Origin of the sequence: Aeribacillus composti (assembly GCF_007827555.1) — a bacterium.
Taxonomy (GTDB): domain Bacteria; phylum Bacillota; class Bacilli; order Bacillales; family Aeribacillaceae; genus Aeribacillus; species Aeribacillus composti.
In genome coordinates this window covers 95,155-109,786 of record NZ_VISS01000009.1, presented here as the reverse complement: position 1 = coordinate 109,786, position 14,632 = coordinate 95,155, and the positions used below count along the sequence as shown (strand labels likewise).

At 33.4% G+C, this 14,632-nt stretch carries 12 protein-coding genes and 1 pseudogene; 9 read left to right on the top strand and 4 right to left on the bottom strand.

Annotated features, from left to right (window positions below; genetic code table 11):
• Positions 1–79: 79 nt before the first annotated feature.
• Positions 80–211, bottom strand: a complete 132-nt coding sequence (locus FB379_RS18975; protein ID WP_277874795.1) for a hypothetical protein — start codon at positions 209–211, stop codon at positions 80–82.
• 450 nt (positions 212–661) lie between these two features.
• Between FB379_RS18975 and FB379_RS06690 the strand changes: the two genes are divergently transcribed.
• The 9 genes and pseudogenes from FB379_RS06690 to FB379_RS06650 all read left to right on the top strand — a co-directional run bounded on the left by FB379_RS06690 (position 662) and on the right by FB379_RS06650 (position 11,741).
• Positions 662–3,409: a type I restriction endonuclease subunit R gene (locus tag FB379_RS06690; RefSeq protein ID WP_144597565.1), complete on the top strand. Its 2,748-nt coding sequence runs from the start codon at positions 662–664 to the stop codon at positions 3,407–3,409.
• Positions 3,410–3,425: 16 nt separating this feature from the next.
• Positions 3,426–4,025, top strand: a pseudogene (locus tag FB379_RS06685) (group II intron maturase-specific domain-containing protein); the annotation flags it as partial.
• A gap of 134 nt (positions 4,026–4,159) precedes the next feature.
• On the top strand, positions 4,160–4,747 hold the full coding sequence (locus FB379_RS06680) for a restriction endonuclease subunit S (protein WP_144597563.1): 588 nt from the start codon (positions 4,160–4,162) through the stop codon (positions 4,745–4,747).
• 2 nt (positions 4,748–4,749) lie between these two features.
• Positions 4,750–6,294 carry a type I restriction-modification system subunit M gene (locus tag FB379_RS06675; protein WP_144597561.1) on the top strand — a complete coding sequence of 515 codons (1,545 nt, stop codon included), beginning with the start codon at positions 4,750–4,752 and terminating at the stop codon, positions 6,292–6,294.
• A 12-nt stretch (positions 6,295–6,306) separates the two neighbouring features.
• On the top strand, positions 6,307–7,530 hold the full coding sequence (locus FB379_RS06670) for a restriction endonuclease subunit S (RefSeq protein ID WP_144597559.1): 1,224 nt from the start codon (positions 6,307–6,309) through the stop codon (positions 7,528–7,530).
• Between the two features lie 484 nt (positions 7,531–8,014).
• Positions 8,015–8,596, top strand: a complete 582-nt coding sequence (locus tag FB379_RS06665) for a hypothetical protein (RefSeq protein WP_144597557.1) — start codon at positions 8,015–8,017, stop codon at positions 8,594–8,596.
• Position 8,597: 1 nt separating this feature from the next.
• A complete protein-coding gene (locus tag FB379_RS06660) occupies positions 8,598–9,041 on the top strand; it encodes a hypothetical protein (protein ID WP_144597555.1) in 444 nt (147 codons plus the stop codon).
• Positions 9,042–9,064: 23 nt separating this feature from the next.
• Entirely contained in the window at positions 9,065–10,417 is a 1,353-nt protein-coding gene (locus FB379_RS06655) for a hypothetical protein (RefSeq protein WP_144597553.1), read from the top strand.
• Positions 10,410–11,741 (top strand): hypothetical protein, encoded by a 1,332-nt coding sequence (locus FB379_RS06650; RefSeq protein WP_144597552.1) that lies wholly within the window; start codon positions 10,410–10,412, stop codon positions 11,739–11,741. The genes FB379_RS06655 and FB379_RS06650 overlap by 8 nt, the downstream gene beginning before the upstream one ends.
• Positions 11,742–11,900: 159 nt before the next feature.
• Here FB379_RS06650 and bioA read toward each other — a convergent pair whose 3' ends face one another.
• The 3 genes from bioA to FB379_RS06635 are packed head-to-tail and all read right to left on the bottom strand — an operon-like array spanning position 11,901 to position 14,549.
• Positions 11,901–13,274, bottom strand: coding sequence for an adenosylmethionine--8-amino-7-oxononanoate transaminase (gene bioA, locus FB379_RS06645; protein ID WP_144597550.1), 1,374 nt, complete (start codon positions 13,272–13,274; stop codon positions 11,901–11,903).
• Positions 13,264–13,986, bottom strand: coding sequence for a dethiobiotin synthase (gene bioD, locus FB379_RS06640; protein ID WP_144597548.1), 723 nt, complete (start codon positions 13,984–13,986; stop codon positions 13,264–13,266). Before bioD ends, bioA begins: the two co-directional genes overlap by 11 nt.
• Complete coding sequence (locus tag FB379_RS06635; RefSeq protein WP_144597546.1) at positions 13,986–14,549, bottom strand: biotin transporter BioY; 564 nt, start codon at positions 14,547–14,549, stop codon at positions 13,986–13,988. The genes bioD and FB379_RS06635 overlap by 1 nt, the downstream gene beginning before the upstream one ends.
• Positions 14,550–14,632: the final 83 nt, after the last annotated feature.

Below are 14,632 nucleotides of genomic sequence, written 5' to 3'. Positions count from 1 at the left end.
TGGGTTTCTTCAGTATTGCCTTTTTTCGGATCATCGGACAAGGGAATTTCCAATTTCTATGATTTTTCACCTTGACATATTACCGCAGGACTTTATCTTCTAGGTCGAGAATATTGACGTTGTTAATACCGTATTTAATAAGAAATTGAACAGGCACCCACTTATCCATTTCTTTTGACTTCACAAGAATTAAAGCGAGTTGTTTATGCATATCTTCTTCCTCCCTTTTTTAATTTTTGTTTTTCTTCTTTGTCTCTCATGGTCATGATCCATCATCTCCTTTCAGTTGCTTTCCTTTCACCAAGCTAGTCGTCTCTGTAAAAAACAAAAAAACCGATATTCATCCGAAATGGATAAATATCGGTTAGAAAAAGGGGTGGGGCATGAAACGGCAGGGGTACCCCTTCACATATAAAATGGTGGTGGAGAGAGAAATTTTGTGTAATTTTTCAGCTTTATAGGGTCTTTGTACTTGAACGAATAGCTGTGTAAAAATGATAGGGGATGTAAGATAATGACTTTAATAGTAAATTAGTCATAGTGTATTTTGTCGGATTTTGTCAAATGCATTCTATTAGTCAGTTAATTCATTTAAAATAAAGACAAATACAATTTATTAAACATGAAATTATTAAGGATGATTTACTGGAGAGTGTTATATATGGGGTATCAAAGTGAAGCACAGCTTGAAGAGCAGTTAATTAATCAACTTGTGAAACAAGGTTATGAAAGAATCACAATTAATGATGAAGCTGACTTAATGAGGAATTTTCGTCATCAACTCAATAAGTACAACGCTAAGCGTTTAAATAACAAACCGTTGAGTGATAAAGAGTTTGAACGGATTTTACTACAAATCGCGGGTAAGAGTGTTTTCCAAAGCGCAAAAATTTTACGTGATAAGCAGGTTTTGGTTCGAGATGATGGAACGGAAGTGTATATTGAATTATTTAATACAAAAGAATGGTGTAAAAACATATTCCAAGTGACGAATCAAACAACTGTTCAAGGAAAGTACAAAAACCGTTATGATGTAACGCTGCTTATAAACGGTTTGCCATTGGTACAAATAGAGCTCAAGCGTCGAGGATTAGACTTTAAAGAAGCATTTAATCAGATTGAACGTTATCGGAAGCACTCTTATCAAGGTTTATATCGCTATTTACAGCTTTTTATCATCAGTAATGGAGTAGACACTAAGTATTATGCCAACTCCGATCGCGAAATTTTGTTCAGTCACACCTTCTTCTGGTCAGATGCAGAAAATAATCGAATTACTTCACTAAGTGAATTTGCGGCTTCTTTTTTACAGCGTTGCCATTTAGCTAAGATGATTGCACGCTACATGATTATTAATGAAACAGATAAGAACTTAATGGTTATGCGTCCATATCAAGTATATGCTGTTGAAGCATTGATTCATCGTGCCTTTGAAACTAATAACAATGGCTACATATGGCATACAACCGGCAGCGGGAAAACAGTAACTTCATACAAAGCGAGTCAAATTCTTTCTCAAGAACCGTCTATAAAAAAAGTTTTTTTTCTTGTCGACCGAAAGGATTTAGATACTCAAACTATTGAAGAATTTAATAAATTCGAACCCGATTCAATTGATATGACGGAAAATACAAATAAGCTTGTTGAGCAAATAAAAGATGCTAACAAAAAATTAATTGTTACTACTATTCAAAAGATGGCTAATGCTATTAAATCTCCAAAACATGCAAAGTTAATGGAACAGTATAAAAAAGATAAAGTAGTTTTTATTATTGATGAATGCCATCGTTCTCAATTTGGTAAAATGCACAAAATTATTACCAAGCATTTCATCAACGCACAATTCTTTGGATTTACGGGTACACCTCTTTTTGAAGAAAACAAAAGCCAAGATGGTCGAGTTACGGCAGATTTATTTGAAAAATGTTTACACACCTATCTTATTAAAGATGCGATTCACGACGGCAACGTACTTGGGTTTTCTGTTGAGTATATAAATACTATCAAAGATAAGGTTGATGAATCTGATACAACACGTGTAGAAGGCATAGATACCGATGAAGTTTGGATGCACGATGATCGAATCCGAATGGTTGCTGAACACATTATTCAACATCATAATGCCAAAACACGTAACAAAACCTACAATGCTATTTTCACTGTTCAAAGCATTCCAATGCTTGTAAAGTATTATGATACTTTTAAAAAGATAGATCATGACTTAAAGATTGCTGCTATATTTACATATGGTGCGAATGAAGAGAGTGAAGGTAAAGATGAACATTCTCGTGATTGCTTAGAACGAATAATAGCTGATTATAACAAGATGTTTGGCACGAATTTTTCAACTGATACATTCGATAGTTATTTTAAAGACGTCTCAAAAAAGGTAAAAACGGTCCAAATTGATATTTTGCTTGTCGTCGATATGTTCTTAACTGGCTTTAACAGTAAAACATTAAACACTCTTTATGTAGATCGAAATTTAAAACATCATGGGTTAATTCAAGCTTTTTCCCGAACAAATCGTGTTGAAAAGTCGACAAAACCACATGGTAATATTGTCTGCTATCGTAATTTGAAGGAACAAACAGACGAAGCAATTAAGCTGTTTTCTCAAACAAATAGCGTCGATACCGTTCTGATGGAGAGTTATGATAGTTACCTAGATAAATTCCTTCAAGCATTACAAGAGTTGAAGGCATTAGCTAATACACCTCAAGCAGTTGACCAGTTAGAACGCGAAGAAGAAAAACATGCGTTTATCATAAGCTTCCGTGAATTAACAAAAATATTGTCTAGGCTCCAAACATTTAATGAATTTGAATTTGATGAATCGATACTTGGTTTGAGTGAGCAAACTTATCAAGATTATAAAAGCAAGTATCTTCGAATTTACGATGAAGTAAGGCGTGAACGAGAGAAAGTATCGATTTTGTCTGATATTGATTTTGCGATTGAATTGATGCATACAGATAAAATTAACGTTAGCTACATCATGAATTTGATTCGTAACATTAATTTTGATGATGTAGATGAGCGGGATAAAGCGATTAAAGAAATTAAAACACAACTAGATCGAGCTGATAACGAAGAACTTCGATTGAAAGTAGATCTTATTAAAAAATTCTTGGAACAAGTTGCCCCTAATCTTAGCAATCAAGATTCGGTCGATGATTCATTCAGAGAATTCGAAAATGAGCAGCGGGAGTATGAAATTAAACAGTTAGCTGAAGAAATGAATGTGGCAGAAGAAAAAGTCAGCTATTTCATTCAGGAATATGAATATAGCGGTGTAGCTCCAATAGATGAAATCAGTGATTCTATAAAGGCTCCTTTTTTAAAGAAAAGAAAGATGGTTAAACAGATTTTAGATTTTATTTATGACAATACTCAAAAATATTCTTAATGTTATTTTTAATAATGCGGATGACTGTAACATCTATGTGAAAACAAAGAAAGCAGGAATTCGTGTCATGAATTCCATTACGAACTTTATCGAGAAGGAGTTAAAGCTCAAGGTAAATAAAGAGAAATCGGCGGTAGACCGTCCTTGGAAACGGAAGTTTCTCGGTTTCAGCTTCACACTCAATAAGACTCCAAAGGTACGAATTGCGAACGAAAGTGTGAAACGTTTGAAGAACAAGATCCGTGAAATTACATCAAGGTCGAAACCGTATCCAATGGAGAAAAGGATTGAGAAACTGAACAAGTATTTAATGGGATGGTGCGGATATTTTGCCTTGGCAGAAACACCAAGTAAGTTCAAAGAATTTGATGAATGGATTAGACGAAGGCTTCGAATGTGTTTGTGGAAAGAATGGAAAACCCCGAAAACAAGAATTCGGAAACTCAGAGGATTAGGGGTTCCAAGCCATAAAGCATTCGAATGGGGCAATACACGCAAGAAATATTGGCGGATTGCCTGCAGTCCCATTCTACACAAAACCCTCGACAACTCCTATTGGAACCGTCGAGGGTTAAGAAGTCTATTCGAAAGATATCAAGCACTACGTCATACTTAATTGAACCGCCGTATACCGAACGGTACGTACGGTGGTGTGAGAGGTCGGGGGTTAGTCACCCCCTCCTACTCGATTTGTATATTTTAACCATGTATTTTTGTTATTATGAAAAATAGCAAAAAGGGGGTGGAAGTTTGCTTTTAGGGCAATTGGCGAATGTGTCTCAAGGAATTACCCTTTCCCGAATACAACCGACCAATCCAACTATGTCAGAGCGATTTTCTCTTTTCACGATGAAAGAAATGAACGAAAGTCTTGGATTTCAAATTTCATCGAGAGAAGAAGAACAATTTGCTGAAGTAGATAAACAAAAACAAAATCAAATAGTACTAACAGCAGAGAATATGGTTTTAATTAATCTTATTGCACGGAAAGCCGTTGTTGTGACAAATCAACATGTAGGGAAAATTATTCCATCAAATTTTGCTATTGTGGAAGTAGACACAACTAAGTTGAATTCTTATTACTTTGCATGGTATTTTAATGAACATCCAATATGTCAACGACAGCTACGGATTGCAACTCAAGGATCAATTGTTTCTGCGCTTTCTATTCAAATGTTAAGGGAATTAAAAGTAATTCTTCCAACAAGAGAACAACAACAACGTATTGGGAGAATGTATCAATTGCTAATTCGAAAGAAATTATTAATGACTCAAAGACAACAATTAGAGGAAATGATCATTAAACAAATTATGCTCAATGCAATTCAGGAGGACTAGAAATGACACCAACATTAAAGCAAAAAAAGCAACAAGAGGAATTACATACAAAACTTTGGAATATGGCGAATGATTTGCGTGGTCAAATGGAAGCCTACGAATTTAAAAATTACATACTTGGTTTGATTTTCTATCGTTATCTTTCAGAAAAAACAGAGATGCGTGTACAAAAATTACTTGAAGAAGATAACCTTTCTTACAAAAAAGCATGGGAAAATGAAGAATATCGCGAAGCATTAAAAGAGGAACTTGTTACACAAATTGGTTATGTTATTGAACCTAAATATCTATTTTCATCGATGATTGAAGCAATAAAAGAAAAAACATTTGATATTGAATTATTATCACATGCCATTAATGCAGTAACAGAGTCAACTTTAGGGGCTGAAAGCCAAGAAGATTTTGATAATCTGTTTGATGATATGGATCTTACTTCATCTAAACTTGGTCGTGATGTGAAATCACGTTCAAAATTAATAGCTAAAGTCATGGTCAGTATAAATGAAATTCCATTTCTTCACGATGATATTGAGATTGATGTGTTAGGTGATGCTTACGAATATTTAATCTCACAATTCGCTGCAAATGCAGGGAAAAAAGCTGGGGAGTTTTATACACCACAGCAAGTATCTAAAGTTCTGGCTAAACTCGTTACAGTAGGAAAATCAGATTTAAAAAGCGTATATGATCCTACCTGTGGTTCGGGTTCGCTTTTATTACGTGTTGCAAAAGAAGCAAAGGTTCGAAAATTTTATGGTCAAGAGTTAACGGCGACTACGTACAATCTAGCACGAATGAATATGCTACTTCATGATGTATCGTATAAAAACTTTGATATTCGTAATGGCGATACTTTAGAAGACCCACAACACTTAGGTATGAAGTTCGAAGCTATTGTTGCTAATCCACCATACAGTGCGAAGTGGAGTGCAGATCCAAAGTTTTTGGATGATGAACGTTTCAGCGCGTACGGAAAGTTAGCTCCGAAATCAAGAGCTGATTTTGCCTTTATTCAGCACATGATTTATCATCTTGATGATAATGGTACGATGGCTGTCGTTCTTCCACATGGTGTCCTATTCCGTGGAGCTGCTGAAGGAGTAATTCGTAGATACTTGATTGAAGAAAAAAATTATTTAGATGCTGTTATTGGACTCCCAGCAAATATTTTCTATGGTACACCGATTCCAACATGCATCTTAGTTTTCAAAAAATGTAGAGAACATGAGGACAACATCTTGTTTATTGATGCCTCACAGCACTTTGAAAAAGGAAAGAATAAAAATCTTCTACGTGAAGAAGATGTTGAAAGAATCATTGATACCTATATTAAACGTGAAACAATTGAGAAATACTCCTATGTTGCATCACTTGAAGAAGTAAAAGAGAACGACTTTAACTTAAATATTCCTCGTTATGTTGATACATTCGAGCAGGAAGAGGAAATTGACATTGAAGCGGTTCAACAACGTCTAAAAGAAATCGATGATGAGATCGCGGCAATTGACAAAGAGCTTGCAGTTTATCTAAAAGAACTCGGATTGTGAGGGGAAAATAAAATGAAAAACGTGCCCGATTTACGATTTTTTAATTTCAAAGAACCTTGGAAATTAACTACTTTGGGTGATGTTTCGGAATCACTTAGTTATGGAATGAATGCAGCAGCAACAGAGTATGACGGAGTAAATAAATATATAAGAATCACGGATATTGATGAAAAGACCCATCGCTATAATCCCGAAAATATAGTTTCACCGCTAGGAGAGTTATCTGACGAATACTTAGTGGGAGAAAACGATATATTATTTGCTCGTACTGGGGCAAGTACAGGCAAAACTTATTTGTATTCTTCTGATGATGGAAAATTATATTATGCTGGATTCTTAATTAAAGCTCACATTAAAAGTAATGTCGATGCTAAATTTGTATTTTATCAAACTCAAAGAGAGATATATAAAAATTGGGTTAAAGTAATGTCTATGCGCTCTGGACAGCCAGGTATCAATTCTTCCGAGTATGCTACTTTCTCATTTCTGATACCTTCTCTAAAGGAACAACAAAAAATTTCTGCATTCTTTTCGCTCATTGATAAAAAAATTGAGAAACAGCGGGAAAAGGTTGAAGCTTTACAGTTATACAAAAAAGGCATGCTTCAGAAAGTTTATTCACAAAAGATTCGGTTTAAAGACGATGATGGACAAGAATTCCCAAATTGGAAGTATGATACACTAGGGAAGTTTGCTAATAAAATTACTAAAAAGAACAAGAATGGTAAAATCACTAATGTTATCTCCAATTCTGCTAAAGAAGGTCTAATTGCTCAAAGGGACTATTTTGATAAAGATATTGCTAACATTGATAATATTGATGGATATTATGTATTAGAACAAGGGGATTTTGTTTATAATCCAAGAAAATCTACAGATGCTCCTTACGGGCCAATAAATAAGTATTTGTTTAAAGATAAAGGTGTTGTTTCCCCGCTTTATTTATGCTTTAAAGTTTCTAAATCGATAGATAGCGATTTTCTTGCCTATTATTTTAAAAGTGATAGATGGTATCGCTTCATTTATGAGAATAGCGATCAAGGAGCAAGACATGACCGTGTTAGCATAAAAGATTCGGATTTTTTCAAGATGACTATCCCTATACCTGAAATTAAAGAACAACAAAAAATAGCAAACTTCTTTAGAACCTTGGACAAAAAAATTCAGAGTGAACAAACAAAATTAAATACACTAACAGAATGGAAAAAGGGGCTTCTTCAAAAAATGTTTGTGTAAAGTACTTTATATGGACTAATTAGTAAAAATAAAATAGTTAAGTACAATAAAAAAGTGGGTAGAGGTTAACAATTGATTTTGCTTCTACCCTCATTCTTTATTTTATCTTGTTCAACTTTACGGTGAGGAGATTAATGAATCACATCAAATCATTATTGTCAGTTCTGAATTAGATTTTGGAACTAAGTGTATCATTAATTATTTGTCTTCAAATTTTGATTTACCTATAAATGTAAATTATTGGTATTTTAAAAGGGAACAGGAGCTTATTACATAAAGTTGGCTTATTGATCTAACTGTAGTGGAATTTTGATCCTTGTGCTCAAAAAACTAAAAACAAACTAATAAAAGGATCCGGGTACAGAAACCTTAAATAATTATTTAATATTATAATTCCTTTTGGTTATAATTTGTATATATTATACTTAAGTTAAGTAACGTTTGAATACACTTCGGTTATTTCGGTTATTAAGGAGTGAAATAAATGACCCAAAGTAAGATTAGTGGGGCTGATTATCTTCTGCTTTTATTTTATGTAAAGGGAAGCACAGGAATTATTGGAGAACCAATTGAAGGTAGAACAAGAATTACTAAAATGATGTTTATTTTTAAAAAGGAAATATTCGGTAAATTAAAGTTAAACAAATTTTCATCTGAGGAAGACTTACCTAAATTTGAAGCGTATCATTATGGCCCATTCTCATATGATGTTCATGAACAATTAGACTTATTTACAAATATTGGTTTTATTGAAGAAAAAACAAAAGTTATTAGAAAAAATGACGAATTAGATTATGATAGTGATTTAAAGTCGATTGATGAAAACGAGAGCTTGTTTGAAGAGCAACTTCCCACTGTTTCTGAATATCGTTTAACACCTTTAGGCATAAAATATGTAGAAAACGAAATTATCCCCAACCTAGAAAATAAAGAACAGGTAATTTTATTTCTTGAACAATTTAAAAAACAAATTAACACAACGGATCTTCGAAGTATCTTGAGTTATGTTTATAATAAATATCCTGAATACGCCTCTAAGTCGAAAATTAGAGAGAAGGTGAAGTAAATTGGTTAATTTACTTTTGCCGAATCAAAAGATTACCGAAAAGCATCAAGTAGAGTTATCAGAACAAATTTTTTCTAAGGGGAACTGGAAAATATACAAGGAAGTTCCTCTTTTTTCTTCATCAATCGACATGGTTTTGATTGATGAAAATAAAAATGTTATTGCAATTGAATTCAAATTAAAAAATTGGAAGCGAGCAATTAGCCAAGTAAAAAAGCATTGTATCGCAGTAGATTATATGTATATATGCATATTAAAACCGAAAAATAAAGAAACTCAACATAATATTGAATCAGTATGTAAAAAGGAAGGAACTGGGCTATACTATTTTTATTTTGATGAAGAACAAAATCCATGCTTATTAGAAGCTGTTAAACCACAAAAATCTAAGTATGTTTGGCAAAAGCAAAGAGAAAATTTATTAAGTACATTGTTATTAAATTAAGTGGATAGTGGGGAGGGTATGTTATGGATAAAAAAAAATACGCTAAAATGATTAGATATGGCACTGTAGCAGAACAAAAATACATTGATGAATTTAAAGATGATTTTGATATTTTAGTTATAAATGGTAATATGATATCGCACGCATCAAATGCAATTTCTAAATTTGTAGCAACTAGAAAATTTAGTTATATTATAGATCCTTTAACCCACTCTTTACAACACGACATCCAATTTTTAAAGGGTAACAATGGAAAAATTAAATCTTCTATTGTTAAAATGATTGATAATTTCTCCGAATTTGTCAAAAGAAAGATATTAGATGAAGAAAAGGTATTAGTACCATCAGATTTTGAAAGTGAAAAGCTTAGAAAAGACTTTGCACTAAAAGTTCTCAATTTCCAAAGAAATCATGTAATTAATAATTCAAAAGAAAAAGACTACTTTAAATATCTTCAATATACTAATATTACTTTTGAACCTAAATGGCTAGTTATACCATATTTTATGATGAACACAAAGAATTATAAAAAATGGTTAGAAATTAATTTAAGTATGATAAAGCATTCTCTAGATGAATATGAACCTGAAAAATTAGCCGTTCAATTAGTTATTGAAAAGGATATTTTAGAGGATTCAAGTTTTATAGATGATATTGTTGAAAAATATACATTTTATGACATAAAAACTTTATTACTATGGATTGATGATTTTTCCGCATTTGAGGCTTCAAAATTATTGTTAAAGAATTTTTGTAAGTTAGTTAAAGGTTTTTCCGATAAAGAAATTAAAGTCTATAACCTGTATGGAGACTATTTTTCAGTACTGCTTTGTCATCAAAATTCAAAAGCAAAGCTATCAGGTGTGTGTCATGGAATTGAATACGGTGAAAAAAGAGCTATCGTTCCAGTCGGTGGAGGCATACCTGTTAATAAATATTATTTATATCCTATACACCAAAGAATAGAATTTGGACGAGTTGCAACTTTGTTAACAATAATGGGTATTCTACCTGAAGATTACGAGAGATATTATTCAGAAATTTGCGATTGTAAACAATGTAAAGAAGTTATAGCAGCTAATTTAGATAACTTTTCACAATATGGAGGTTCCAAATCTATTGATATAGAGAGGAAAACTGGTGCTACCGTATCTAGGCAATATCCTACTGCCGAAGCAAAAAGACTATGTATTAGACATTTCTTATTTAATAAATTAAAGGAATGGGATTCAATCAATAAATATGAAATTTTAGATTTAGTCGATCAATCTATAAAAGCTAGTGAAGAATACTCTCAAGTATTAGGATATAACAATGTAGCGACCTTCGAAACTTGGCGTGATATTTTTATTAGTATGGGTGAAGAACATGAGTAAGACGGTCTTTGTATTGGGGGCTGGCTCTTCTGTTTTAGCAAAACTCCCATCTCAAGCAGATATTTTAAAAAACATTTTTATGAAAGATGATGTCGATTTTACTAGTGGGTATAATTCAACATTGTTAAAAACTGAAGAGAGATATAGGCAGGCAAGGAAAAATATTGCGGAGTTTATTGTTAGGTTATTTTCTAATAAAACATATTTGGATTTTATAAACGATGAGGGATTTAAGAAGGAATTTCAATCATACTCCGATGATGAGAAATTTGAAACTATAGAACAGCTCAAGAGAAGGAGTGATTTTTTAGAAAATATATATAGTTATTTATCTGAACATAAGGGATATATAGCACTCGAAGATATTTTTACAATACTGGATAAGGCCTTTGTTTCCAATGAACATATTCAAGGATATGATACCTCAAAAATTATACAACTTCGTGAAGATTTTGTACTTTGTATAATTAGGCTTTTTGTTAAGTCAAGTCTTAGTTATGAGTTTAATGATGATACTTATATTAATTTTTTACGAAAGTTAATGGATAGAAGGATTGATAGTGGACAACAAGGAGATCCTTTATCCATTATCACCCTTAACTGGGACTTTATTATTGATAAATACTTTTACGAAATTACCAAGCGTGATGATAAGTATAATAAGCTCCGACTTGATTATTGTGTATATGATCATAACTATCATTATTATTTTGATAGCAAATCTGAAGAGAATATTCCTTCAACAATTTTAAAAAGACAAGGTTTCTTCAACTTAAAGCTTTTAAAATTACATGGAGCAATGAACTGGCTTTTGTGCAAGAATTGTCAACGGCTTTACTATTCTCAAAGAGACTATATAGCTATTAAAGAATTTTATGATAAGAACTATCCGGAATGTCCATTTTGTAAGGAAAATTATCATTCTGTTGGTGATCGCAATCAAATTAAGTTAAAGAGTGAGTTAATAACACCTACACTATTGAAGAATTTAGAAAGTGTAACATTTAAAAATATTTGGAAAAATGCTTTTGTGGAACTCTCGGAAGCAGAACGGGTAGTGTTTATTGGATACTCCCTTCCGCAAGCTGACTTTGAATTTAGATATATGCTAAAAAAAGCAATTAGACCATCAACTAAAGTAGATGTGGTTCTTTATCATAATGATGATCCGAATAGATTAAGAAATATGCTACAACAAGGTGAATACTTAGAAAAATACTTCTTAGGTTCTTTAGCTGAAACAAGATATAAATCCTTTTTTGGAAAAGATGATATTAATTTTTATTATGAGGGAATGGCTGATTATGTTAATAATCATCTTTAATTTCTACATATATTGGGGATGTCCAGAAAGTCAAAATCCACTGAAAACGAAACATCATAAGCATTGATATATCAACGTTTCTAAAACATTAAAGGGGCGTCTATAAGCCGAAAAATCGACTTATTAGACATCCCCTTGCAACGATACAGTACCTTCATCTTAAAACTGCTTGATGCTTACCATTTCCGCAATCGAATCAAAAATAATATCAACAGCGGTCTTTAGCTCATCATCGGTCATCGCCAAAACAGGGATAAACGTGATGACAGGACCTAATGGTCGGATAATGAGACTGCGCTTTCTAGCTTCTAAAATAATTTTATGCTCAATCTGCTCCGAGCGGTCGAATATTTCTTTTGTTTTCTTATCCTTGACGATTTCGATGCCAATCATGAGTCCTTTTTGACGAATATCACCGACGATCGGCAGTTCATAAAGCTTTTGCAATTTACCTGCCAACGCATGAGCTTTTCGTTGGACATCCGAAACTAAGTTTCTCTTTTCGATCAACTCAATATTTTTTAACGCAACAGAACAAGATAATTGATTTCCCGTATATGTATGACCATGGAAAAATGTTTTATTTTCATGAACATCTCCTAAAAATGCAGAATAAATTTCTTCTGTTGTCAATGTTGCCGCAAGCGGTAAATATCCTCCTGTGATGCCTTTGGCTAAGCAAACAATATCAGGCTGGACATCTTCTTGTTCGCAGGCAAATAATGTTCCGGTTCTGCCGAATCCAACAGCCACTTCATCGCAAATAAGCAAAATATTGTATTTGCGGCAAAGCTTTTCAATACCTTTTAAAAACCCTTTCGGATGTACAATGATACCTGCCGCTCCTTGAACGAGCGGTTCGACAATCATACCCGCGACTTCTGAATGATGCTGTTCAAGCGTTTCCTCTAGCTTTGTTAAACAATAATTCACAATTTCCTTTTCATCGCCATATTCGTCCATTCTATATACATATGGGGAAGGTACTTCAATTCGTTCAAACAATAGCGGCCTAAAGATTCGATGGAATAAATCCATTCCGCCAACACTTACAGCACCAATGGTATCCCCGTGATAAGCTTCTTTTAATGAGATAAATTTGTTTTTATCTTTGTAGCGGACAGGGTCAATGTTTTGCCAGTACTGATATGCCATCTTCAGTGCAATTTCAACGGCAGCAGCCCCTGTATCGGAATAAAATATTTTTGATAAATTTCCTCCCCAAATTTCCACTAGTTTTTTTGCTAATAAAATGGAAGGAACATTCGCGGACCCTAAAAGCGTAGAATGAGAGATTTTTTCAATTTGTTCATGAAGCACTTCGTTTAATTCAGGGTCACTGTGCCCGTGAACATTTACCCATAAAGATGCATAACCGTCTAAATATTTTTTTCCTTCGACATCATAAAGGTAGCTTCCCTTTCCTCTTTCAATGATGAGCGGCTTTTCTTCGATATAAGACTTCATTTGGGTAAAAGGATGCCATACATATTGTTTATCAAGTTGTTCTAACTGTTCGTACCTATACTTCAATTTCTAATCCCCCTGACAATACATTCTTAAGTTCTTGCTTGGATATCAATGTGTTGGCTAATTGAGTAAGACTGTCTTTAGACAATGAGTCCATTGTTGGCAATTTAGTGATAATTGGAAGATTCAACATCTTATGTATGGTTCGTACATTATCAACATGAATCATATTGTATTGGTCAAAATGGTTAAATATAAGCCCGAGGATTTTAATGTCGTGCTTTTCGGCATAATTTACAGTTGTGAGTGTATGGTGTATAGCCCCTAATCCAGCCAAAGACACGAGAATTGTTGGCAATTCACATTCTTGAATTAAATCTTTTGTCATATAAAATCCGTTAGAATGTTCAATGAGCGGAACCGCGAGTCCGCCTGCTCCTTCTACTAGAACAACATCGTATTGATTTTTTAATTCTAAAATTTTATTTTTTATTTCATTTGGCTGAATCGTAGTATTTGTGATCTCTGAAGCTAAATGAGGGGAAACAGCAGGCTCCATATAATACATCCCCGTAGAGCCTTTTTCTTCTCCGATCACTTCTTCATACCAATATTGATCGGCAAAAGAATCGCTTTCTTCTACTACACCTGTTTGAATGGGTTTAAATATTTTTGTTTTCACTCCCATTTCTTTCAATACCAGAAATAGAGTGGAAGTGACAATCATTTTGCCAATTTCTGTTCCGGTCCCTGTGATAAAAATCGCTTTTCCCATTAAGATGCAACTCCTTGTTTATGAATCAAAAAGTTCGTCCGTGGAAGAATCTGCGCTGCGATGATGGAACATAGGATACATAAGAAAATATCTCCCGGTATAGGAATCACAAAACCAAATAATAATGTTTGAGCAATCGTTAACGACTTATCGAAAATAAACTTCATTGCTCCATATAACCAAAGACAGCCAAGAAGATACACTACAAGAAGGCAGGCGAAATTAGCGAGGAAAATAGAAAATGTTTTTACCAATTGAAATCTCTTAATCAACCAGCCATTGACGTATGCTCCTAACACAAAACCTAGTAAATAACCAAATGTAGGTTTAAAAATGTAACTTGGACCTCCTCCTTCCGCAAAAACAGGCGCACCTGCCAGTCCAATCAAAACGTAAACAAGCTGGCTTAACATTCCGAGTTTTGGGCCTAACAAACACCCAGCTAAATAAACAGATACAATTTGCAGCGTAAATGGGACATATGGAATAGGGATTTTAATAAACCCACCGATCGCCGTTAACGCCGCAAAAAGAGCAATTAACACCATCGACTTGATTTTCATGCTTTTCCTCCTAATACAATATTTGTTTTTTATTATGCAAGAAGAATGATAGAAATGTCAACCTAAAATTTTATTTGGTTAAC

Bases quoted from the DNA above. Each gene is read 5' to 3' on its own strand.
- FB379_RS18975 (WP_277874795.1), bottom strand. From the start codon at position 211: ATGCATAAACAACTCGCTTTAATTCTTGTGAAGTCAAAAGAAATGGAT.
- FB379_RS06690 (WP_144597565.1), top strand. From the start codon at position 662: ATGGGGTATCAAAGTGAAGCACAGCTTGAAGAGCAGTTAATTAATCAA.
- FB379_RS06675 (WP_144597561.1), top strand. From the start codon at position 4,750: ATGACACCAACATTAAAGCAAAAAAAGCAACAAGAGGAATTACATACA.
- FB379_RS06670 (WP_144597559.1), top strand. From the start codon at position 6,307: ATGAAAAACGTGCCCGATTTACGATTTTTTAATTTCAAAGAACCTTGG.
- FB379_RS06665 (WP_144597557.1), top strand. From the start codon at position 8,015: ATGACCCAAAGTAAGATTAGTGGGGCTGATTATCTTCTGCTTTTATTT.
- FB379_RS06655 (WP_144597553.1), top strand. From the start codon at position 9,065: ATGGATAAAAAAAAATACGCTAAAATGATTAGATATGGCACTGTAGCA.
- FB379_RS06650 (WP_144597552.1), top strand. From the start codon at position 10,410: ATGAGTAAGACGGTCTTTGTATTGGGGGCTGGCTCTTCTGTTTTAGCA.
- bioD (WP_144597548.1), bottom strand. From the start codon at position 13,986: ATGGGAAAAGCGATTTTTATCACAGGGACCGGAACAGAAATTGGCAAA.
- FB379_RS06635 (WP_144597546.1), bottom strand. From the start codon at position 14,549: ATGAAAATCAAGTCGATGGTGTTAATTGCTCTTTTTGCGGCGTTAACG.